Source organism: Acinetobacter lwoffii (assembly GCF_029024105.1).
GTDB lineage: Bacteria > Pseudomonadota > Gammaproteobacteria > Pseudomonadales > Moraxellaceae > Acinetobacter > Acinetobacter lwoffii.
This window is the reverse complement of the sequence record NZ_CP118963.1, coordinates 398,098-421,586: the sequence shown is the minus strand read 5'-3', so window position 1 is coordinate 421,586 and position 23,489 is coordinate 398,098. Positions and strand designations below refer to the sequence as shown.

Sequence of the window (23,489 nt, the reverse complement as noted above, 5' to 3'; positions counted from 1 at the left end):
CCAGATGAAACAGAATGAGCTTTATCTAAAATAGAAAGAAATAATTTTAGCAGATGAGATATTCAAACGCTCTGAATAAATATAACTGATCGTAGAGATAATCTTCCAAATAAAAAAGCGCATCCTCTAGATACGCTTTTAACCAAAATCTGTCTAAAGATCAAACACTATTATGGACAGACTGCTTTCTGGAAAGTCTTGGTATTTGAACCTCGTGCACAACGATACAACTTCTCGGTATTTTCCAGCATCCAGCTGTTATCTTCCCGTTTAAAATAATAAATGGTCTGTACTGAACGTACCGAATCATCCATTAACCCAGTTTCAGTGACTTTGACCTGTCCAATCGTGGGCGACTCTACCTTGTCAAAGAACTGGCGCAACTCAACTGTTGCCAGTTCCTTACGCAAGTCCGGTCTTAATTGTAAAACCTGTTCCAAAGGCGTATCCGAAGATGACTGTACCTTTGCAATGACCTGTTGAGCAGTTGCACAGCCTGAACCCAATATACCAAAAGCGAGAGTTGCGACTGCCAATATCCGGAACATATTATTTAACCCTTTATCGTCATTCTTATTCCAACCTATCATGCCGAGCTTCTTAGTACAAAACCATTTAGACTCTGTAACTGTCTTTACACAGCAATAAAAAAGCGCACCTTTCGATGTAATGCCAGTCAGTTAAGAAATTGACTGGCATTTTCTTGGATATTTTTGTGCTTTAATTTTCACTACTCGCGGACATTGCCTTTGCCTTTTTTCAGGTAATACAAATATTTTAGATTGTTCAAATAATTGCGCTAAATGTTTGGGTAGGTTTCCTGCTGATTCTAAAGGTGTGTGCCTTAAGATATTGATAATACTCATAGATGCAATATGGAAACTGATCCTTAAAGGACTCACCTTTGCATGTTCAGCGATAAACCTCATCTGTCTTCTTAAGATATTATATGCAATAAATACCCCCCACAATTCTTGATAGACCAAATCAGGTTGTTTGCTTCTTAAAATCCTTGCATCCTGTAAATCACTTTTAATTTCCCGATAACACATTTCTATTTCCCAACGCTGGATATAAAGCATTGCAAGGTCTTTGAATGGATAAACTTTAGAATCTGTTAATGATGTAATGTAACGTCTTATTTTTCCTGCATATTCAACTTCAATTAAACGTGCTTCCCAATAGTCACCCAATGACGGATTTATCTTTTTTGCTCTTGCTGAAACAGGCATTTTGATCTGAAAGTCATGGGCCGCATTATGATGAATCACTTCATAACGCAGGTTGTCCTTTGCTCGCATCAACCAATGACTCTCTTCTGCCTGAGATTGCCAGCTCACTAAAAAATCAGCAGAGAAGTAAGCACGATCAAATAGGGTAATACTGCGAACTGGTGCTTTTAATTGACTGGCTAAGGTTAATTCACCTTGATCCATACTACCCATTTGGGCATCAATCATTTCATGGGTATTGGTATTCACCAGGCAAGTCGCTCTAACTTGTGGGTAAGGTGCAGCTGCTGTTTTGCCTTTGGATGAACCAAAGTGCTTAAAGTTTTCTTCTGTATGAGGCATAGACCAAACCACACCATCTACAGCACAAACGCATAGACCGTGAAAGTTGCTATATTGTTGTTGTGAGTCTTTAAACCATGCCTGACTTAATGTCGAAAATAAAGCACTCATGGGTTCTAAGCCTAAGCGTTGTCTTGCTTGTACGGATGCACTCGGTACACAGTATTCTGCCGTACCGAAAACAAGTTGCAATTGTTGAACCACATACCAAATCGGTTGATTTCGAAATAGAGCAAGTCCGATTACCAGCCAAACAACATGTTCAGCAGGCAGTTTTCTTTTTCGAATTGATGCTTTACCTGTTTGGTCTAAGCAATCTTCAATCCAGTTTAAATCAATCAATTCACTGAATTGTGAAAGTGAAGGTAGGGTTTGTTTTAATGTTAAATCTAGATTCTGAGATAAATTCATAAAAAAAGAGCGTATTTACATACGCTCTTTTTACAGCATTTTAACTTTTTTTGCTTAACTGACTGGCATTACACCTTTCGATGCGCTTTTTTCAATTCCGACCGATTAAAGATCGAAAAGTTTACCCGGATTCATGATGCCATTTGGATCAAACACTTTTTTCAGAGCTTTCATATATTCAATTTCTTCCGCCGAACGCGAATATTCAAGATATGGCTTCTTGGTCATGCCCACACCATGTTCCGCAGAAATTGAACCGTCATATTTTTTCACGGTATCAAAGACATACTTGTTCACCACCTGACATTTGGCAAAGAATTCATCTTTAGACAAATCAGCAGGTTTTAAGATATTTAAGTGCAAGTTACCGTCACCGATATGACCGAACCAGCAGATTTCAAAGTCTGGGTAATTCGTCGATACAATCGCATCAATTTCTTTAATGAATGCAGGAACGTGCGTGATCAGAACGGAAATGTCATTTTTGTATGGAATAAATGGCGCGATAGATTCAGAAATATCTTCACGTAAACGCCATAAACTTTCTACCTGATCCAGGCTTTGGCTCATTACGCCGTCCAGTACCCAACCTTGTTCCATGCAATGCTCGAAGATTTCCATCGCCTTGTCCATAATCGGCTCAAACGGCGCTTCAAACTCAAGCAATACATAGAATGGGCATTCAGTTTCAAATGGACGTTGCACGTGACCATGGGCCAAGACTTTCTGCATCGCCAGTTCACCAAAGAACTCAAATGCAGTCAGGTCAATTTTCGCCTGGAAGGCATGCAATAACGGCATGATCGCATCAAAGTCAGGTACACCCAGTACCATCACTTGCAGGTCTTGCGGTTGACGTTCAAGCTTGATTTCCGCTTCCGTCACCAGACCCAGCGTGCCTTCACCACCAATAAATAAATGTTGTAGCGCATAACCGGTTGCATTCTTGATCATACCTTTGTTCAGACGCAATACATCGCCCTTACCCGTCACAACGGTCAGGCCAAGTACCCAGTTACGGGTCATGCCGTATTTAATCACTTTGATGCCGCCAGCATTGGTGCCGATGTTACCGCCAATTTGCGATGAACCTGCCGAAGCAAAGTCAACTGGGTAATACATGCCCTGCTCTTCAGCATAGTTCTGTAACTGTTCAGTCACCACACCTGCCTGTACGCGCACCATACGATCTGCCGGGAAAAACTCCAGAATCTGGTTCATCTTGTCCATGCTGACCACGATCTCGCCATTGGCTGCGACTGCACCTGCAGAAAGACCGGTACGACCACCCGATGGAGTCACTGCAACATTAAATTGGTTCGCCAGTTTTACGATGTCTTGAACTTGCTCAGTTGACGACGGAAAAACGACGACTGACGGGTTTGGATCAAAGTGCTTCGTATGATCGCGACCCCAATTCTGGAGGCTGTCCGTATCGGTTTTAATACGGTTTTCACCCACAATTGCAGTCAATTGGGTCAATAACTCAGGGGTTAAAGCGACTGGAGCATTCATCGTTTGCAGACCTAGCATGATTTAAACAAGAGAGACTTCGCTGGTTCATTTGCACATTTTTTATGCATAAAAACATGGATACAAATCAGGCGAAACATGGTTATTAAAGCACCGGATCACGCTGCTTTAATAACCATGGCGCAATATTATAAGCTATTTTTTGGTGTTTCCCGCGAAAAATGACAATTTTGATAATATACCTTTGAAAATGCAGATTTAAATCAAACACCATGATCATTATTATCAATATATCTTGCCAGAATAGCTGATGTGAGCGTCATTAAGGAAATGTATAACCGCCCCATTCCTGTGCTATCATACCGCGACTAAATTTGGCCTTTGTAGCGGAGCCGTAATGAGCCAACATCTTTCTCTACCTAAAGATAAAATCCGTTTTCTATTACTAGAAGGCGTTCACCAGAACGCAATCGATACATTGAATGCAGCTGGATATACCAACATTGACTATCGCAAAACAGCGCTTGAGGGTGAAGCACTGAAAGAAGCGATTAAAGATGCACACTTTGTCGGTATTCGTTCCCGTACTCAATTGACTGAAGAGGTATTTGAAGCCGCGAACAAACTGATTGCAGTAGGCTGCTTCTGTATCGGTACCAATCAGGTCAATCTTGATGCTGCAATGCGTCGCGGTATTCCGGTATTTAATGCACCATATTCAAATACACGTTCAGTTGCTGAACTGGTATTGGCAGAAACTATTCTTCTTCTGCGCCGTGTACCTGAAAAATCAACAGATACACATGCAGGTGGCTGGAATAAATCGGCTGTCGGTTCATTCGAAACACGTGGTAAAACTTTAGGTATCGTAGGTTACGGTTCGATCGGTTCACAACTTTCTGTACTGGCTGAAAGTCTGGGTATGAAAGTAATCTATTTCGATACAGTGACTAAATTACCTTTAGGTAATGCACGTCAAGTCGGCTCTATGGGCGAATTACTTGCCAATGCAGACGTGGTTACTCTACACGTTCCGGATCTGCCATCTACCCGTAATTTCTTTGGCAAAGAACAGTTTGCGCAAATGAAAGAAGGTTCAATCTTCCTGAATGCGGCACGTGGTACATGTGTCGTAATTGAAGATCTGGCAGATGCGATCAAGTCTGGTCACATTGCTGGTGCTGCGGTTGACGTATTCCCGAAAGAGCCTAAAGCAAACGGTGAAGAATTTGTTTCTCCACTGCGTAACCTGCCAAACGTAATTCTGACTCCACACGTAGGCGGTTCTACGATGGAAGCGCAAGCGAACATCGGTCTGGAAGTAGCTGAGAAATTCGTGGCTTATTCTGACAAGGGTATGACGCTTTCTGCGGTGAACTTCCCAGAAATCGCATTGCCGTTGACTGAAGGCAAACACCGTTTACTGCACATCCACCAAAATATTCCGGGCGTGTTGTCTAAAATCAACAACCTGTTTGCTGAACAAGGCATCAACATCTCTGGCCAGTCACTGATGACTAAAGGCGATGTCGGTTACCTGGTGATGGATGTCGATGCTGCTGCATCTCATGAAGCACTCGATATGCTTTCGAATGTTGAAGGTACAATCCGCGCACGCGTATTGTTCTAATTCAATATTGTAGAAAAACCACAGCTCTCGGGCTGTGGTTTTTTGTTTTTAAGGTTTGTATTTTTAAACCTTTTTCAGCTTATGCTGCTCTTCCGCTATTCGAGCAATCGAAACCTATTTAGTCATGCTGAATTTTAAAATTGCACCTATTGTGCAAGCGCCACTAATTCTGTTGATCGCCATGATCAGTATGCAAAGTAGTGGTTCCTTTGCCAAATATCTGTTCGGTCAGTTTCCGATCCTGACTGTTTCCGCAATGCGTCTGCTTTTGGGCGCTGTGATTTTGGCACTAATTTTTAAAATTTGGCAAATTCATTTCAGACAAATCAAATGGCCGGCCATTATCAGTTATGGCCTTGCTCTGGCCGGCATGAACCTCTTGTTTTACCTATCGATTGATCGCCTACCGCTGGGAATTGCCGTCTCTTTTGAATTCATTGGCCCCTTAAGTGTTGCCCTGTTTTATGCACGGCAAAAATTCGACTTTGTCTGGGTCGGACTGGCGATTCTGGGCTTGGTTCTGCTATTTCCTTTTGATCAGGCTGCCCAGCCGCTTGACCCGATCGGGATTGCATTCGCCTTGGGTGCCGGTGCTTGCTGGGCCTTATATATCGTTGCCGGCCAAAGACCTTCAGGCGTTTCTGGCAATCATACTGTATGCTTGGGCATGTTTGTCGGCATGCTGGTGCTGATGCCGATTGCGCTCTTGGCAGGCATGCCGGCACATACTTTTGAACCGATGAGTTTGTTGTATTTTGTGGCTTTGGCTGTGTTGGCCAGTGCCCTGCCTTTCACTCTGGAAATGATCGCACTGCGTAATTTAAGCGCACTCAGTTTCGGCACTTTGATGAGTCTGGAACCCGCCATTGCCGCACTCTCGGGGCTGGTCTTTCTAGGTGAAACCTTGTTGTGGACACAATGGCTGGCATTGGCCACGATTATCAGTGCTTCAGTGGGTTGTACGGTGACCAGTCAAAGAAGAAAAAATACAGTTGAGCACTTTTAAATTTAAAATTCGTTATAAGAAATACTACTCACTTTGAATTTAAAAAAATATTAGCTGGAAAAGCCTACTCAAAGTCGATAAATTCAGTCTAATACTCTTCTAAGATCAAAATTTTCTCTTTTTAAAAGTAACTTTAAATTTAAAATTATTTCCACCCCTACTCATTAAAAATTAACCGTTTTGCTATAATCCCGCTTTCTTCCATGTCCTGATTACACCTTTCTGGTGTAAGTAACTCCCATGCCAAACGCCCAACTCCTTGCTGTGTTGTACATGGTTTTATCCATGATGTCGTACCAGATCAGTGCATCCTTCGCCAAGCAACTTTTTCTGGTCCTTGACCCTATCACAGTGACCATTTTAAGACTCTGTTTTGCAGCGATCATTGTCGGCGTGATGTTTCGTTCCTGGAAAATCATTCAGCGTTTGCCTTTTTTGAAATGGCGGGATTTACTCTGCTATAGCGCCGCTTTAGGGGTCATGAATATTTTATTCTATTTGTCTCTAGGAAGATTACCGCAGGGAATTGCAGTCGGTCTGGAGTTTATTGGTCCTTTAGGTCTGGCCCTGCTCTCGATCAAACATCGTAGTGATTATATTTGGGTATTGATGGCCATTTTAGGCATTGCGTTAATGGTGCCATGGGGACAGGCCAATAGTAGTAATTTCGACCTTCTGGGCGCCGCCTGTGCTTTAGGTGCGGGTTTATGTTGGGCACTGTATATTTTCTTCGGGCAACGCGTAGTTCAGCAGAATATCGGCATGCATGCGCTGACCATTGCCATCAGTATGTCGGCTTTGTGTCTGCTACCTATCGGTCTCTACAACAACACGCCCGCATTGATTGATACGCAACATTGGGGCAAGGCAATTAGCATTGCTGTACTGGCAACAGCCATTCCTTATGCTCTGGATTTAAAGGCACTTCAGCATTTGAATAAAACCAGCTATGGTACCCTGTCCAGCCTGTCTCCGGCTTTGGCTGCACTGGCCGGTTTTGTACTATTAGGCGAAAAAATTACGCTTCTTCAGACCGTGGCACTGATCTGTATCATGCTGGCATCAGTCGGCGTGACTGTACGTGCCGCCCGTCAAGGATCGGGAGAAAAGAATACCTAAAAGGCTTATTGGAATTTGAACAACTAAATATATCTCATCATTAATCTCTTCACTTTATCCATTTGATATAACTAAAAAAAATAGATGAATGGATAAAAATCTCATATCTCCAGATAAAAAGATGATCAGATGCCCTAGTTGCAATAAAGAGATTTTTGATACGCGAGTGTGGCAAGGATGCCACATGTTACCCATCACGACAGGACGTCGTGTATGGGTAACAAAAGACTTTTGCCTACTTTGGGTCTTTCCAAAGTATGGAGATTGCCTACACAAAAGCATTTAAATTTTTAAGAAATGAGGCTGTACAATCATCTTCTTAAGCTAAACATGCATAACGATTAACTCAAACATCTAATTTGAGTTATAAGTTATGGAAAAGTAGCTAATCAAATGTCATCTTTTCGATGTTTAGTTTTGTACCAGCATATCTTTTTTCATTTCTTTATAACGCTGGTATTCATTCTTGTACTGCACTGCTAAAGCGGTCTTCTGCTCTTCACCCAGAATTTTACCGGCCTGCTGGAAGAAACCATGTTCCTCTTCTTTTAAGTGATGATGCACTTTTTCGGAAAGTTTTTTAGCAATGGCAATCCAGCCTGGATTACTCAATTCAGTTGCAGTTAATTCCTCGATCATTTCATCCATTTCATGATGTTCCGCCAAGGCATGGCGGGTAATATTCAGGCCCGAATCGGTCATCATCAAGGGAATATAAAAATAACGGTCTTCCGCAGCTTCATGGGCAAATAATTCATTTTTGAGTTGCTTGAACAGCTCGCGGCGTTCTGGTGTATCCCCGGAAGTCTGTAATAATTTTTCTGCAAGATCACGCTGAATCTCATGACTCTCTCTTAATGCTTCAAAAATAGTCGTCATTCCGATATTTCTCCGATTGTTTTATTTTTCATATCATTGATTCTAGAAGATTTTCAGAACAGGTTCAGACGCAGTTTATACAGTGATTTGTTAAGAAATTTTAATATCGAGAATGATTTACATCGGGTTTAGATCTAAAAAACATCTGGTATGCCATCCGGCAAATCAGCAGACTGACCAGAATCAGGAATAAAATCCGGATAAAGCCACTGCCATATTTAAATGCCAAGCGCACCCCGACCAAGGAACCACAAATATTGGCTACCGCCATCATTGCCCCAACCATAAACAGCACATTACCACTGGGAATAAAAAAGCTTAAGGCGGCCAGGTTGGTGGTGAAATTGGCAATTTTCGATAAAGCCGATGCATGCAGGAAGTCGACGCTTAAATAGCGAATAAAAAAGAAAATAAAGAAACTGCCGGTGCCCGGACCAAAGATACCATCATAAAAGCCTATCGCCAGACTGCCCAAAGCGGCCAGAATCAGCATTTTCCGATTCAGTTTTTGTTCGGTATGCACCTGGCCAAACTGTTTTTTCATTAAGGTATAGATTGCGATCACGATCAACATGACCAGCACAAAAGGCTTAAGGATCTCGACTGGAATTAGCGTAACGCTGGCTGCACCCATAAAAGAACTGACAAAACTGCACAGTGCAATCACGCCCAAGAGCAGCCACGGCAGTTTTACCTGACGCAGATAGGAAAATGCCGCAGAAGCGGTGCCACAAATGGACGCGAGTTTATTGGTGCCAAAGACCGTAGCAGGCTGTAAATGCGGTAAACTCCCCATAATTGCCGGGATCTGGATCAGACCACCACCACCCACGGCAGCATCAATCGCCCCTGCAAAAAATGCAAAGACAACCAGACTGATGATGATCTCTATTTCCATATCTTGACTCGATTAGAGGTTCAGGACGCGTTTGGGTACCAGACGTTTTTTGTCGGTAATTTCTGCCAGCCCCAGACATTTCTCGCCATCAAAAACCAGCACCTGTTCAGCTGCTTCATGTTCGATATTGCTTTCCATGCCGCGGCTAAAATATTCTGCGCGACCTTCGGGTACCTGCACTTTTGGAAAATGATCAACCGGTGCATAGGCCGGCAACAACAGTGCATCACGCTCTGCTTCGCTCAGGCTTTCCAGATATTCAATGGTATAACTCGGGATCAAATCAAAATGACCGGTTTTGATGCGGTGCAGATAAGTCAGATGGCCATAAGTTCCCAGTGCTTTGGCAATATCTTCACCCAATACCCGGATATAAGTGCCTTTAGAACAGGTAATATCCAGCGTAATACTGTTTTCGGTAAAGGATAAAAGCTCAATCGCTAAAATTGTAATCGGACGTGCTTCACGCTCAATCTCGATACCTTTGCGCGCCAGTTCGTATAAAGGACGGCCTTCTTTTTTCAAGGCAGAATACATCGGCGGCACTTGCTGGATATCACCCACAAATTGCGCCAGTGTTTTTTGAATCAAAGACTCGGATAATTCAGGAACCGCTTTTTCCAGAAGCACCTCGCCTTCCACATCTCCCGTGGTGGTGCTATGCCCCAAAAATACGGTCGTCTGATAACGCTTGACCGAATCTAATAAATAATGCGAAAACTTGGTCGCCTCCCCCAAACACACGGGCAATAAACCGGATGCCAGCGGATCCAGCGCACCGGTATGGCCGGCTTTTTGTGCCCGATACAACCAGCGGACTCTTTGCAATGCAGCATTGGAACTGATGCCCAAAGGCTTATTAAGCAGGAAGACACCACTAAGATGACGACGCTGAATTTTAGGAGATGATGCTTTCATGGCAAAAAATCAGACATTTTATAAATTGGCGCCATGGTAAAACCCTGCGAGAGGATTTACAACTTTTCTATAGTATCTGATGATTTTTATGGCATATTGAGCCGGTTTGAACAACTCAACGCTTTTAAAAAGCTTAAACCTCTAAAAATAATGAAATAACGAGAAAATAGGTGCATAGGATATGCAGAAATATAAAATATGGATCATTCTGGCGTTGCTGGTGCTGTGCATTCTCACGCTGATCTTATGGCTGTCCCCAAAAGAAAATACTCAAACAGATACCGGGACAAAAACGCCTTTAACTGAAACTCAGGCAGAGCAAACCGTACGCTTGGTCAATGGCCCTGCCAATGCTTCCTTCCCCAGTGCCAGCCAACAAGATACCGAAATTAATTGTCAAATGCAGTTAGATGTCAGCAATCGTCTGATCGTGAATGAACAGACCCGCAACTGTTTTGAATATTTTATTACCCAATTTGGTGAAAAAAATCTGCAGCAGATCCAGCAGGATTTTAAAGCCTATATTCGCCAGAATCATAAAGAACCGGGACTCTCGCAAATTCTGGATTTATGGGATCGTTATATCCAGTACCGTCAGGGTTTGGGCCAGCTCGCTGCACCGGCTGGGTTGAATCAGGAAGATCCTGCCTATTACCGCAGTATCTATAACACTACCCAGAATTTGCGCCAGCAGTACTTTTCCAAGTATGAAATTGAGGGCTTGTTTGGCACAGAAGATGCCTATCATGAATATACCCTGGACCGGATGAGCGTATTGGCAGACAAAAGCTTGACTGAGACTGAAAAAGCTCAAAAGCTCAAAGCACTGTTTCAGCAACTCCCGCAGGACTGGCAGGAAAATCTGGAACAACTGAATAAACTGGAAGATCTGCGCAAACTCACCGCTGATATTAAAGCCCGGGGCGGTTCCCGTGATGAAATCCGGCAGATGCGGATAAATCTGGTCGGTCCTGAAGCCACACAACGACTGGAACAACTGGATGTACAACGCAGCGACTGGAAAAACCGGGTGACGGGCTATTTAGATGAACGGGATCAGATTACCCAATCCAGCATGTCCGATACTGCCAAACAGCAAGCCATTGCCCAGCTGCGTAGCAAGCATTTCAATACACCGCAAGAACAGCTGCGGGTAGAAACCTTTGAACAGGTGCATGATCAAGGAGGTAAGCTACCCTTTGCTGACTAAGCCTAAAAGCCATCACCTGTTGATGGCTTTTTTATCGCCACAATTTAGATAATTTTCTACTTTATCTTAACGTGACATCCCTATTGTTGTTTCAAAATATTTCCATTTACATAAGTTAACTTAAGAAAATCACAAATATTTCAAGGACTTTTTATTTAAATACATTTGTATATAAACCATATATTTACACTTAAAAATCCTTTTACTCGACATGTCCCCAAATGACATGGTTTTAGATAGCTGAAATGAAAAAATACTGCTGCTTACAAAGAAAAATGGCTCAGCCACTCAAAGCCAAGACTGTATTTTAAAACGTCTGATTGTATGGCCTATAGCACTCTAGAAAAGCAATGATTGCTTTAATAATGATAAAATTAAAAAGGGACGGTTATGCGTACTTTCAACAAGACAATACAGTTACTGACTGTGACTTTAGCAGCGGCTTTGGGCTTAAGCTTTGCTGCACACACCCAGGCAGCGGCAAGTGCCACACAAGTCATCGAAAAGACCAAGTCCGATTATGCCAAAACCAAATATCCGATCTTGATGGTACATGGCTGGCTAGGCTGGTCACGCATTGGTACCGATAGCATCGGACTGGATTACTGGTATCAGATTCTGCCGGATATGGCACGTAACGGCTCCACCGTCTTTGCTGCACAACTGTCTCCGGCAAATACAACGGCACATCGCGGTGAACAACTGATTCATCAGATTGAAGATGTTTTGGCCATTACCGGTAAGAAAAAATTGAATCTGATTGGTCATTCCCATGGTGGGCCGACGGTACTCTATGTTGCAGCAACCCAACCGCAGTATATCGCTTCGATTACCGGCGTTGCAGGCACCTACCACGGTTCCAAAGTGGCAGATGATATTCAGAATAATAGCCTGACCCGTACCGCCTTCAATATTTTAGGTGATTATATTATCGGACCATTGATCGCACTGGGTCAGCTTAAGCCTGAACTGGAAATTGATTTTGATGCTTCCATGAAATCCCTGACCCAGATCGGTTCAAATACCTTTAATGCCACAGTGGCACAGCAGGTGGTGAAAGATGGTGTATTAGCTCCTACAGAAGACTGCAATAAAAATTTAAAACAGAGAGACAGCAAAGGCATTCATTATTATTCATGGACGGGTGTGGCCCAAGCCACCAATGCCCTGGATATTGATACGATCCTAATGCAGCTCGGCCCCTTATCGTATGGCAGTAAAGACAATGATGGCATGGTGTCACGCTGTAGCGCGTTCATGGGCAAGGTCATTAATGACCAATACAAACTCAATCATACTGACCTAGCCAATATGATGTTTGGTCTGAAAGGTATGTTTGCACCCGATCCGGTCGCCCTCTACCGCCAGCATGCCAACCGACTCAAATTAGAGGGTTTATAACCCCAGAGCGCCTATATTTCAGCTGAAATATAGGCTTTTTTCTAAGTACTTATTTGATCTATCAGTGATCCGGAAGTTGCAATGAAAACTCCAAGTTACTCCCTTGAATTTTTTGCTACGGTTTGCCCTATGGGCTGACCTTTATTTTTGGTCATGTCTCATCATTTTAATTACAGAAGCGTAGAAAAGTGAATCCTTGCTGCATCGGGGACTTTGCAAAACCAGATGAGGATCATCCGGTTAAAACAACAAAACTGAGGAAAATATCATGAAATTCGGAGCATTAATCACGGGTCTGCTGCTGGCATCTACAGGCCTCAGCACTCAGGCCTCCACCCAAGCCAGTCAGGTCACAGCTAAAGCCAGTTCACAATATGCCAAGACCCAATACCCGATTGTATTTGCTCATGGTATGGCAGGCTTTATCCGGGTCGGTACCGACCAGTTTGGACTGGATTACTGGTATCAGATTTTACCGGATCTGGCACGGAATGGCGGCAATGTCTGGGCCACACGGGTATCACCATTTAACTCATCGGAAATTCGTGGTGAACAGCTTTTACAGCAAGTAAAAGAAATTCGGGCGATTACCGGGGCATCCAAGGTTAATCTGATTGGTCATTCACATGGCGGCCCGACCATTCGTTATGTGGCAGGCGTGGAACCTAGCATGGTTGCTTCCCTGACTTCAGTCGGTGCACCGCATAAAGGCTCGCCAGTGGCAGACCTGATTCTTCAGGCAGAAGGCACGCCAATACAAGGTCCTTTGGTAGGTGGCATCAACCTGGTGTCAAAAGCTATTACTTGGGCGCAAGGTCTGGATCCAAACAGTTTTCCGCATGATTCACTCGCAGGTGGTAGCAGCCTGACTATGGCACGATCTGCTAAATTCAATCAGAAATATCCACTGGGTATGCCGACCACGGCCTGTGGTGAAGGCATTTATCAGCAAAAAGGGATTTATAGCTATTCATTCACAGGTGTAGGTCAAGTCACCAACCCGCTCGATCCTGACTCAGCCCTCAAAGTTACAGCTCTACTCATTGACGGCGGCAAGGACAATGATGGTCTGGTTTCCCGCTGTAGTGCCAGATTCGGTAAAACCATTCGGGATAACTACAACTGGAACCATCTGGATGAAGTCAATATGGTTCTTGGACTGAAAAATATCTTTGCACCTGATCCGGTCGATGTGTATCGTCAACATGCTAACCGCTTAAAATTACAAGGTTTATAAAGCTATACGAGCCTCTATTCATCTAGAGGCTTTTCTCCCTTATTTTTCCTAAATTTTTTCTAAAAATTTAATTGTTAATCATGATCAAACTGCATATAAAATATTCATCAAATATAAAAAGAACTGTGAAATAAAATAAATGCAGAGATGTTCTATAGAAATCAAAAACAAATTTAAAAGAGCCTGTCCCTGCTGCAAACAAAAAGTCATTGATCCTTTTCAATTTAAAAAATATGAGCTTTATTCTTGTCATCGACATATTGTCGTAAATGCATGGATCAGTATTTTACTTATTATCACTCAATGCTTTATTTGCGTTCAACTTTTTAATGCAGGATTCCAGTCTTGGGGATATTTTGTATTATTGCTGATGTTTATTCATAAAATTTTCTTGGATATTTTGGATGCAATGATCTTGCCTTTGCAGGAATATTTCACATAAATCTGAAAAAAAATCAGGCATAAAAAAATGCGCCCAAAGGCGCATTTTTTTACTCGTATAAAACTTAAAATTAAGCTTTAACTTTACGAGCTGGTAATTTTTCACGGATACGTGCAGCTTTACCAGACAATTCGCGTAGGTAGTAAAGTTTAGCGCGACGAACGTCACCACGACGTTTCACTTCAACTTTAGCAACGATTGGAGAGTGAGTTTGGAATACACGCTCAACACCAACACCGCTAGAAATTTTACGTACTGTGAACGCAGAGTTCAAACCACGGTTTTTCTTAGCAATTACAACACCTTCAAAAGCCTGAAGACGCTCACGGTCGCCCTCTTTAACTTTTACAGAAACAATTACTGTATCCCCTGGTGCAAATGCAGGGATGTCTTGTTTCAATTGTGCATTTTCAATTACTTGAACTAAAGGATGCTTACCGCTCATGGGGTATCTCCAATAATGCGAGTCAGAAGAGGTCTGATCATCGCGGGGGCTAGAGGCTAAAGCGCATAGACCCGATTATCTTTCCCTTTAAAGTTGACCATCTCAACTTTAAAGAGCCTATTAAAGAATACTTAAACTCAATTTAAGTACCGTTTTCGAAGACAGCACCAATTTCTCAGCAATGTCTTACAAATCTTTCAGCCATTTTTTTTGCTGCTTGGTCAATTCTACTTGTTCGACCAGTTCAGGTCGACGTTCAAGTGTTCGCTGATAACGCTGCAAAAACCGCCATTTTTCAATGTTTGCATGATGACCTGATTTAAGTACCTCAGGCACATCCAAACCTTCAAACTGGTCAGGCTTGGTATATTGTGGGCAGTCTAACAGACCATCCACAAAGGAGTCTTGCACATGGGATTGTTCATCAGACATCGCCCCCGGAAGCCTCCGGATAATACTGTCTAATAAAACCATCGCTGGCAGTTCACCACCCGACAAAACATAATCACCAATTGACCATTCCTGATCAACATATTGCTGGATCAAACGTTCATCGACCCCCTCATAACGCCCACACAGTACAATCAATCCGTCATATTGAACGAAGTCTTGTACTGCAGTTTCGTTTAAGGTTTTTCCTTGCGGTGACATATACACCACAGGAACCTGAACTGCGCCTGCTTCATTTGCAAGCTCTTTGGCACGGTGGATTGCTTGTGCCAAAGGCTCCGCCATCATCACCATACCCGGACCACCACCGAATGGACGTTCATCCACCCGTTTGTAGTTGCCCGTCGCAAAATCGCGAGGATTAATGCAATGAATTTGCATCAAATCACGTTTTGCTGCGCGCCCGCTAATACCGTAGGCTGTAATCGCTTCAAACATTTCAGGAAAAAGCGTAATGACTGCAAAAAACATCGCAGACTCCCTTATTTCCAAAAAGTGTTAGTAGTCTACGCCCCAATTGACGTAAATACGACCAGCTTCAAGATCAACGCGTTGTACCACATCTTTATGCCATGGAATCATGCGCTCTTCGCCATCGATACTGTCGGCAGTTGCGCGAACCACCATCACATCATTGGCACCTGTTTCAAACAGTTCAAAAATTTGACCGAGATTCACTTCTTGATCCTCATCATTCAGACCTAACACTGTTAGACCCTTTAAATCAGACCAATAATATTCATCTACACCCGCTTGAGGCAGTTGAGCTTTTGAAATCCAGATATTTGCGCCAACCAATTCATCCGCGCCAGTGCGATCACTCACACCTTTCAGCGAAACAACCAAGCCTTTGCCATGTGGTTTCCAACGTTTTACATCGACAATTTGCCAACCTGCTTTGGTCTCAATGTACCAAGGCAGATAGTCAAATATGTTGCTCATAGGTTCTGTATTGGAATAGACCCAGAGCCACCCATTTAATCCATATGCTGAACGCAACTGTCCAATCTGAATACGATCTTCGGGAACATTCTGTGTTGGTGTCATGGGCAAGCTACTACCTAATTTATATAAAAATTATGCAGCAACTGCAGCTTTTTTAGCTTGAGCAGCTAAAGAAGCAACACGATCAGAAGGTTGAGCACCTTGAGAAACCCAGTGAGCAAAACGGTCAGCATCTAAACGAAGCTTTTCTGCTTTACCTTGAGCTGTCGGGTTGAAGAAACCGATACGTTCGATGAAACGACCGTCACGTGCATTACGGCTATCAGTCACAATGATTTGATAGAACGGACGTTTTTTAGCACCACCGCGTGCAAGACGAATAACAACCATGATAGAACCTTATAGTTTTTACGGATTATCCTTGTACCGACCATCGATACACCTCAAACCCCTTTCATAGAGGGCAGTATTTTACGTTAATTTTATGCTGAAAGAAAGAATAATTTAGATTTATCCACAGTTTTGAATTTGGATTTTTTACAAAAAAGAGCATCTAGGAATGCTCTTTTAAGAGACTTCATCAAACGAGAATTAACGACTTTCCCAATTTGAAGAAGTAGAAACACTGCATGTCGTTCCTTTCTCCCAACATTTTTGTCCTTGGCTATTTAGCACCACTGCTCCATTACCATCTTGAACTGTATTCGGGGTTGGGACTGCCGTAAGCGTCCAAGTTTGATCGAGTGGCGCAAGGGTGATGGTATATACACTTCCTGAAGCAGGATAGGCTTTACTCACTGTGCCATTGTCCAATCTTGCGTTGGTATAATTATGATTGATGACATAATAACTCTGTAACCGTTGGGCTATTTGCATCATTTCACTTTGCACATCTGCCCGATTGGTACGGATTTTGTACTGTGTGTAAGATGGATAAGCAATTGCTGCCAAGATGCCAATAATTGCGACAACAATCATTAATTCAATTAAAGTAAATGCTAAAGAGTATTTTTTCATTACCATGACTCGCTATAACTGCCGCAATTTGCATAACCTGTCACTACATCTTTGACTTTTGTCATACAACGTATACCTGTATTGCTTAAAAGCAGATCGTAATTACGTGGCTGTTTTGGCTCACCATCACTATCCTTAGCCCGCTCTAGCGACATTACCCAGCTCAAACCGTTCACACTCGCCGAATCTGCTGTTTCTTGACCATCAGGTCCTTTAACAATCGTTAAGGGCTTATGTCCTGTTCCTCCATTCGCCAATGTCAACGTATATTTCGCAGTGGAACTCGTTGAGCCTAGTGGCAACAACAATTGACCCGTCGTTTTATTATAATAACTGGCAGTTGTAGGATTTCCATCAGCATCCGTCTCTGTATATACATACAAATAACTAGCATCAAAACCTTTATAACCAAAATTCCTTGATTTAAACCGTTCAAGCTCTGCAGCAATACGCAAGGCTTCTTGTCTCGCGATTGCCAAATCTCGTCTTTCCATGTATTGCGTATAATTAGGATAAGCGATGGCAGCAAGAACTGCCATAATCACGATAACAATCATCAGTTCAATAAGTGTAAATCCAGCATTGCGGTTGAGGCGGGCGAATCCCTGCTTGCAAGTTTTTAACTCACAAGCAGAGTTCGCAACTATATTCGACCTGTGCAAAAAAACCACCCTAGCGAAGTATTTTTTCATGCTTTACCCCTTAACGAGTTTCATACCAACGTAACTGTCTAAGTTTCGCTGTGGTGGTAAACTCCTGACATTCAGGTAAATTTGGGCTAGTGGTACAATTGAGCGTGTTAGGGCGGTTTACAATCAACCCAGTATTATTGGCACTACTACGTCCTTGACCTAAACCAGCACCCAAAATACCCGCACCAAGTTTTACGCTATTCGGCACCCCAGATGTGGTTGTATTAAATGGACATTTTCCTGTAGGCAAACAGAACTGATAGACATAGCTGTCACCTTTGACACCTGCACCACACGAACCACCAATACCTGTACCATCACGATGAAACACATTGACATACAACATACCATCTAAGGCATATAGCTCATTCATTCCTTTATAAGCACCTGCAGTACTTGAATAGGTATATTTCCAACCGCTATTTCCATTAATTGCAACACCTGTACTCATGTTACTGTTTAAGGAAGACAGCGCAGTCCGGGTGGTTAATGTTGGCGTACCATAAAGATCCATTTTTGCAACGTCTTTATCATAAGCCACAAATACGCCATCTACTGCACTGGTTGCTGAACCCGCCTGATTCGTGCCAGCCGCCCCAACCAATGGTGAACTGCGATTACCTGAGCTAAACGCAACGGCAGCAACATAGCCATCATCGCTGTCATGTATAGACACACTTGGCATTTCATAGAAGCGAGGGCTTGCCCCACCTGTTGCATGTTCATCAAATAAGCGTACAACACGTTTAGCAAAATTCGCTTTTTTAGCACTTGCGGTCGTACCTGTTGCTGCATTATTTAAGTCGACACGGAAACCTTGTCCACCTAAGTCACCAAAGTATAAGTTGTCGACCAAACCGTCGCTATCACGGTCAATGGCATTGATCTGACTGACTACACTATATTTCATGTTAATGCTCGTTGCACTGACATTGGTATAGGCTTCTGCACCACCTGCTGCTGTTGCATTGGCACTGGTCCACCAAAGCAAGTCGCCATTATTGGCATCAAACATATATACGCCCGCACCGCCGCCTGTTGTAGTATTTTGGTCATAAGCCGCATCTTCATAACCAGGGTCATAACCCCCACCCACAAACATGACCAGTTTCTTGACCCCACCAAAATTCACATAAGCAATGGTCGGTTTAGACCAGCTTTGTCCCATATAGCTTAGAGCGGTTACACCTGTAGTTGTGGAACTTGATTTATAAATTTTTGAGTTGGCTGGGTCGATGTGAAATTTGAGCTCTGGATTATCTAAGTCAGATAAATTCAAAGCGTAATAACTTTTGCCTCCCATACGCAAACCACCATAGACCCACTGCAAACCTTTAATGGCAATATCATCACCACTGGCATTTTGTGCAACACGACCTGAGTCGTTAACGGTCAATGTTCCATCTGCTTTTGCAACATACTGGGTATAAGCCGTCCACGGTGCATCTATACCGTAGAACAGGTTATTTTTGCCCAAGGTAGTACTGGTTTCAGATAGAAAAGCATTCTTTTGATTTTGCATCATTTCGTTTGGCGCAAAGGCAAAAACCTCTTTACCACGATTTGCATCAGTTGCATTTTTGCCTGCCCGTACGACATGCAATAATCCTTGTGTACTACCGAATAATAAGTAATCGTCACGATCAGTGGTGTCAATAGTGCCAGAAGTGTATGAAATTTTACCTGACTGGGTGAGCAAAATAGGAGTGGAGTGCATAACCGAACCGACCTGACGCAGTTCAGGTTTGGTCGCAAGATCTGCTAAAGTGACTATACCTGTGGTGGCAACATTATAGCCGAGCAGGTTCAACCAATAGTTTTTATCTGGGTCATTGGCAAATAACGCTGTAGTGCCCGTACCAAATAAAGTCGTCACATTGACTTTTTTCAGTGAACCGATTTCACTTGCTGCATACGGAGCCGCAGTACCTGTAATTTCCCGATTGGTATAAAGAGTACGGTTGGCAATTTTTTCATTTGCGCCATTGGTGCTTAAACCCAAAGGCAATTGTCCTTTCATGCCCTCGTCGGTCCAAAGCCCTTTGGCGGCTGCGTCAAGCGAACCATCTGACTTAATTAAGCGAATAGTTTTGCTTGCATTATATAGTTCGCCGTTAAAAATATGATATTTATTCATATTCCCAACCCAAAGCTGGGTCGATTCCTGCGGTTTCGGCAAAAATGAAGCGTAATAACCATAAGGCTGAATGCGTAATGGATTTAAAGCATCTTGCGGTAAAGTCGGTGAACCTGTTGCAACAGGGTCAAAGGGAGGTTTAGTATCATCCACGAAATATTTAATACTATCTATAATATCTTGGGTAGATTGAGCAGAATAAAAACCACCGTTACCAAAACCACCTACGTTACTAGGTAATTGAGCATGTTGTTTAGCTCCCCAGTTACAAGCATTTTTAGCATCTCCAGATAACTGAGAACAGTCATAATAAGGCTTAATTTTCTTTGTTAGTGGATCTTCTAATAGTTTAAGAGTATTTTCATTAACAATAAAATCTTTACCAAAACCTACTACTGCAGTTTTTATATTGTAATCAGACCGTATTTTTTTAGCGAACGCTCCCACATAACTCATTTGATTATTATCTTCACTTCCATTAGGCAACCCACCTGAATCAGAAAAATCACTACTAAGACCTAATGCTCGTCTCATTAATTTAGATGAATTATTCGAACTGTTGGGTGCACCATCAGTCAAGAAATAAATACCTTGACCATTACATGTGTCTGTTGGGGAAGGTAGAGTTGTGCCAAACGGTGATTTATATTTATTGTCTTGCTTTATATCTGTAGTATTAGATTTATCAAAACCACTACCAGCATTCTCACTACTGCCTTTAGTTGTCCTACCTAACATATATGCACCAATCTCAGCATAAGCATGGGCTGTAGGTGTACCACCATATGGGGATAAATTGACAATAGCCTTAATTAAATTATCACTATGCGTATTATCCATCGGCTTTGCTGCAACTAGAATTCGTCCAGTACTTCCATCAGCATTACTTGAGGTTTCAATACTTGAAGTTGAACTAGAATACTGCCCCAATCCAATAAGAATATTATTATCTTTAATTTCAGCATCTTGAAATACTTCAATCAAAGCATCTTTTAATCGAGTTAACCGGTCGAAACATCGCAGTTCAGTGCCTGACTCGGTACAAACACCCTTATCTTTTAGTCTTGTATATTCCGATGATGAATTTCTTACCCTACAATAATATCTTGTGTAATTAACAGTCGTGTTATCCGATAATGTAACAGTTTTCACCTCTGTACGGATATTCGAATTACTTTCATATCTAGTGGAATTTGCATTCACACAAACTCCATAATCTTCCTGTAAACTATTTGTGGAATGAGATCCAGTAAAAATTCCGAAAAATGTACTATAATAAAAAAGACCATTACCCATACTACCTGATGTATCGAGCATCATGGTAATCGTGGTTTTGCCACTAGTCGTATTACTATAAATATCAATATCACTAGCTTGTGCAGACACGCTGTAACATACAGCTAGAGTCATGAACATTGACACCGCAGCTGAAAGCGTATTTTTATGATTTATTTTATCCATCTTTAAACCCTTTTTCTTTACGATACCAGCTTCGGCTGACCGCCAACGGTATAGTCCGAATGCTGCATGTTATAGGGAATACCTAACCCATCAAAACATGCCCCCACGGCCGAAGCCCGCTGCTTAAAACAGTTCTCTATTTGCGTAGTAGTCGCACCTGCAAAACCTGGTAAGACTGAAATGACAGTCGCGCCGATATTATGCATGGTTACCGGCACATGACTTTGTCCAAGACTTGTTCCTTTTGGCACACCACCAAATGGTGTAGAGGTTGTTGCATTTTTGGTTAAATACACTTGTGACAACACTGCAGAACGCCCCATTGCAAATTGATTGGCTTTACAAAAGCCATCAACACCAATCTTGGTCGTTGATCCATCCTCTGTAATCGCGCTAGCTTTAGATAATTTAAAGAAAGAATTTTCCGATGCGCGATAGCAAAATACCAATTCGTCATTTGTATTGGCAGACGAGTTAAAATAAGCAAACATACCATCCAGAGCCAATTGTCTTTCAACCTCAGCAGGGTTTTCAATATTAAACAACGCTGAATCGGAGTTTTCTAACAACAACGCATTCACCTGACTATTAGTTGCAATTTTTAAGCCCACAATCCCCATTTTTACCGCTATAGTCCCCAGTAATGTGATAACGATCAAAATGACCAATACCGTAATGAGTGTTGCACCTTTTTGTTGTTTCATGATGATGCTCCCAAGGTATTACGAATGGCGACCACTTGATTTACCGCCTGACGCAAATATCGCTTATTTACTGCTACATCCCCTGAAAGCGTGACTGGAGTTCCAGCAACATTAAAGCTGGTTTGAGTATTTAAATTTGCATCTGCCCCAATTGTTCCTGTAGACCGAGACAGAATACCAATCTCCATAGAAACAACATTCAAATAGGTTTTTGAACAGGTATCTTCAACTATTGGGGTGGCACAAGCTGCACGGATTGTCTCCATCGCAGTAATATATTCATTAATCGTCATATACCGTAACTGACCCGCAGGATTTTTTACCCCTAAGCGTACTTTAAACGCATCGACCCGCTGCATAATTTGTTGTGCATTGGTATTTAAACCGACTAGCCCTGCACCATCATAAGAAGCAGCATCACAATACAGCGAGTACGAGGTCGGCTCACCCGGTACTTGTTGTGGACTTTCTGCCACATAATAACGTTGCACAATGGTTTTCGAGGACGCATTCGTCACCTGTACGCCTTCACAATTAAAAATCTCACTGCTTGCAGGGACATATTGTATAGTTAACCGATCACTTGTCCCAGTAGTGTTGTCAGTATCCTTATTTTGCAAAGTAACAAATTCAGCTTCTAAATTAGGTGTTGCTTGCAATGCAGTTGGTAGATTTTCTTTTTTAAAAATAATCCCCGAACCATTGTTATAATTATTCACCCTATGTGAAGAGGCAGTATTTAAATTGGTATGTCTCAAATCATGTGTAACGAGCGACATTCCAAAGTTAGCATTTTGCTGCAACTCACTCATGCCAGACTGTAAACCCAAAGAACGCTGACTACTCAAAAACACAGCCAAACCTGCGGCAACAATTAACAATCCTAATGCTAAAGCAATCATCAACTCCATGAGGGTGAAACCTGAGGTATATCGCTTATGAGCCATAGTTATATACCTCCATGATGATGCATTTCGCATTTGGCACATAGGCTGCACCATTGGTGCAATCAGAACTACTTGTACCATTGGTCGCAGTTGTTTCTTCCCACGCCACATAAACACATTTACGCACTAAGGTAGATCCTTGACAATTAAGCACATTCATGCTCATACCCAAGCCAGTTGCACGGCTGCTTACTAGTCTAAAATCGTATTTAGCCATATCTTCAGGGGAGCAAAATGCAGTTGCGCAATTCGTGGTATCGGTATTCGCAACATATCCCACCAACCCATCCCGATTCATACGCATCCGCTCCGCCAAATCTCGGGCAATATTGGTCGCCTGAACATTCATCGTCGCTTCGTTGCTAGCCGTGATGGCTCTAATTTGTAATGCCACAAACCCCAATACAGCAATACTTAGAAGTACTAAAGCCACAAGCACCTCCACCAACCCAACTCCCGTTTGACGTTTCATCATTTTTATTATTCCTTCCCC

The 23,489-nt window shown here is 42.5% G+C and carries 22 protein-coding genes; 6 read left to right on the top strand and 16 right to left on the bottom strand.

All coding sequences use genetic code 11. From position 1 onward, the window contains the following. Window positions 1-170 precede the first annotated feature (170 nt). From PYW33_RS01815 to PYW33_RS01805, 3 genes are all read right to left on the bottom strand, one after another. Complete coding sequence (locus PYW33_RS01815; RefSeq protein WP_004281576.1) at window positions 171-548, bottom strand: hypothetical protein; 378 nt, start codon at window positions 546-548, stop codon at window positions 171-173. A gap of 132 nt (window positions 549-680) precedes the next feature. Continuing rightward, window positions 681-1,985, bottom strand: a complete 1,305-nt coding sequence (locus PYW33_RS01810; protein WP_004282307.1) for an IS4 family transposase — start codon at window positions 1,983-1,985, stop codon at window positions 681-683. A 105-nt stretch (window positions 1,986-2,090) separates the two neighbouring features. Continuing rightward, complete coding sequence (locus PYW33_RS01805) at window positions 2,091-3,500, bottom strand: FAD-binding oxidoreductase (protein WP_004644999.1); 1,410 nt, start codon at window positions 3,498-3,500, stop codon at window positions 2,091-2,093. 355 nt (window positions 3,501-3,855) lie between these two features. Between PYW33_RS01805 and serA the strand changes: the two genes are divergently transcribed. The 3 genes from serA to PYW33_RS01790 all read left to right on the top strand — a co-directional run bounded on the left by serA (window position 3,856) and on the right by PYW33_RS01790 (window position 7,213). Further along, a complete protein-coding gene (serA, locus tag PYW33_RS01800) occupies window positions 3,856-5,088 on the top strand; it encodes a phosphoglycerate dehydrogenase (protein WP_004644998.1) in 1,233 nt (410 codons plus the stop codon). Window positions 5,089-5,212: 124 nt separating this feature from the next. Further along, on the top strand, window positions 5,213-6,094 hold the full coding sequence (locus tag PYW33_RS01795; protein WP_004644997.1) for an EamA family transporter: 882 nt from the start codon (window positions 5,213-5,215) through the stop codon (window positions 6,092-6,094). Between the two features lie 240 nt (window positions 6,095-6,334). Then, on the top strand, window positions 6,335-7,213 hold the full coding sequence (locus PYW33_RS01790) for an EamA family transporter (protein WP_004644995.1): 879 nt from the start codon (window positions 6,335-6,337) through the stop codon (window positions 7,211-7,213). Between the two features lie 411 nt (window positions 7,214-7,624). Here the strand turns inward: PYW33_RS01790 and PYW33_RS01785 are convergent, their stop codons facing one another. From PYW33_RS01785 to truB, 3 genes are all read right to left on the bottom strand, one after another. Then, on the bottom strand, window positions 7,625-8,092 hold the full coding sequence (locus tag PYW33_RS01785; protein ID WP_004644994.1) for a hemerythrin domain-containing protein: 468 nt from the start codon (window positions 8,090-8,092) through the stop codon (window positions 7,625-7,627). Between the two features lie 100 nt (window positions 8,093-8,192). Further along, the gene (locus PYW33_RS01780; RefSeq protein WP_004644993.1) at window positions 8,193-8,990 is read right to left on the bottom strand and encodes a sulfite exporter TauE/SafE family protein; all 798 of its coding nucleotides are present in this window, start codon (window positions 8,988-8,990) and stop codon (window positions 8,193-8,195) included. 12 nt (window positions 8,991-9,002) lie between these two features. Next, on the bottom strand, window positions 9,003-9,908 hold the full coding sequence (gene truB, locus PYW33_RS01775; protein WP_004644992.1) for a tRNA pseudouridine(55) synthase TruB: 906 nt from the start codon (window positions 9,906-9,908) through the stop codon (window positions 9,003-9,005). A 181-nt stretch (window positions 9,909-10,089) separates the two neighbouring features. Here truB and PYW33_RS01770 point away from each other — a divergent pair, with 181 nt between their 5' ends. From PYW33_RS01770 to PYW33_RS01760, 3 genes are all read left to right on the top strand, one after another. After that, window positions 10,090-11,118, top strand: a complete 1,029-nt coding sequence (locus PYW33_RS01770) for a lipase secretion chaperone (RefSeq protein WP_004644991.1) — start codon at window positions 10,090-10,092, stop codon at window positions 11,116-11,118. 390 nt (window positions 11,119-11,508) lie between these two features. Next, window positions 11,509-12,519 (top strand): esterase/lipase family protein, encoded by a 1,011-nt coding sequence (locus PYW33_RS01765; RefSeq protein ID WP_004644990.1) that lies wholly within the window; start codon window positions 11,509-11,511, stop codon window positions 12,517-12,519. A 268-nt stretch (window positions 12,520-12,787) separates the two neighbouring features. After that, the gene (locus PYW33_RS01760; protein WP_004644988.1) at window positions 12,788-13,756 is read left to right on the top strand and encodes an esterase/lipase family protein; all 969 of its coding nucleotides are present in this window, start codon (window positions 12,788-12,790) and stop codon (window positions 13,754-13,756) included. Window positions 13,757-14,268: 512 nt separating this feature from the next. Here the strand turns inward: PYW33_RS01760 and rplS are convergent. The 10 genes from rplS to pilV all read right to left on the bottom strand — a co-directional run bounded on the left by rplS (window position 14,269) and on the right by pilV (window position 23,471). Further along, on the bottom strand, window positions 14,269-14,643 hold the full coding sequence (gene rplS / locus PYW33_RS01755) for a 50S ribosomal protein L19 (protein ID WP_004644987.1): 375 nt from the start codon (window positions 14,641-14,643) through the stop codon (window positions 14,269-14,271). A 186-nt stretch (window positions 14,644-14,829) separates the two neighbouring features. Next, complete coding sequence (gene trmD / locus PYW33_RS01750; RefSeq protein ID WP_004644986.1) at window positions 14,830-15,564, bottom strand: tRNA (guanosine(37)-N1)-methyltransferase TrmD; 735 nt, start codon at window positions 15,562-15,564, stop codon at window positions 14,830-14,832. Between the two features lie 27 nt (window positions 15,565-15,591). Beyond that, window positions 15,592-16,140: a ribosome maturation factor RimM gene (rimM, locus tag PYW33_RS01745; RefSeq protein WP_004644985.1), complete on the bottom strand. Its 549-nt coding sequence runs from the start codon at window positions 16,138-16,140 to the stop codon at window positions 15,592-15,594. Window positions 16,141-16,170: 30 nt separating this feature from the next. After that, window positions 16,171-16,428, bottom strand: a complete 258-nt coding sequence (rpsP, locus tag PYW33_RS01740; protein WP_004281198.1) for a 30S ribosomal protein S16 — start codon at window positions 16,426-16,428, stop codon at window positions 16,171-16,173. 201 nt (window positions 16,429-16,629) lie between these two features. Next, the gene (locus tag PYW33_RS01735; RefSeq protein WP_004644984.1) at window positions 16,630-17,055 is read right to left on the bottom strand and encodes a type IV pilin protein; all 426 of its coding nucleotides are present in this window, start codon (window positions 17,053-17,055) and stop codon (window positions 16,630-16,632) included. Beyond that, window positions 17,055-17,747 (bottom strand): type IV pilin protein, encoded by a 693-nt coding sequence (locus PYW33_RS01730; protein ID WP_004644983.1) that lies wholly within the window; start codon window positions 17,745-17,747, stop codon window positions 17,055-17,057. The genes PYW33_RS01735 and PYW33_RS01730 overlap by 1 nt, the downstream gene beginning before the upstream one ends. A 10-nt stretch (window positions 17,748-17,757) precedes the next feature. Then, window positions 17,758-21,345: a pilus assembly protein gene (locus tag PYW33_RS01725; protein ID WP_004644982.1), complete on the bottom strand. Its 3,588-nt coding sequence runs from the start codon at window positions 21,343-21,345 to the stop codon at window positions 17,758-17,760. Between the two features lie 17 nt (window positions 21,346-21,362). Beyond that, on the bottom strand, window positions 21,363-22,049 hold the full coding sequence (locus PYW33_RS01720) for a pilus assembly PilX family protein (RefSeq protein ID WP_004644981.1): 687 nt from the start codon (window positions 22,047-22,049) through the stop codon (window positions 21,363-21,365). Further along, window positions 22,046-22,996, bottom strand: coding sequence for a PilW family protein (locus PYW33_RS01715; RefSeq protein ID WP_004644980.1), 951 nt, complete (start codon window positions 22,994-22,996; stop codon window positions 22,046-22,048). The genes PYW33_RS01720 and PYW33_RS01715 overlap by 4 nt, the downstream gene beginning before the upstream one ends. After that, on the bottom strand, window positions 22,986-23,471 hold the full coding sequence (gene pilV, locus PYW33_RS01710; RefSeq protein WP_004644979.1) for a type IV pilus modification protein PilV: 486 nt from the start codon (window positions 23,469-23,471) through the stop codon (window positions 22,986-22,988). The genes PYW33_RS01715 and pilV overlap by 11 nt, the downstream gene beginning before the upstream one ends. Window positions 23,472-23,489: the final 18 nt, after the last annotated feature.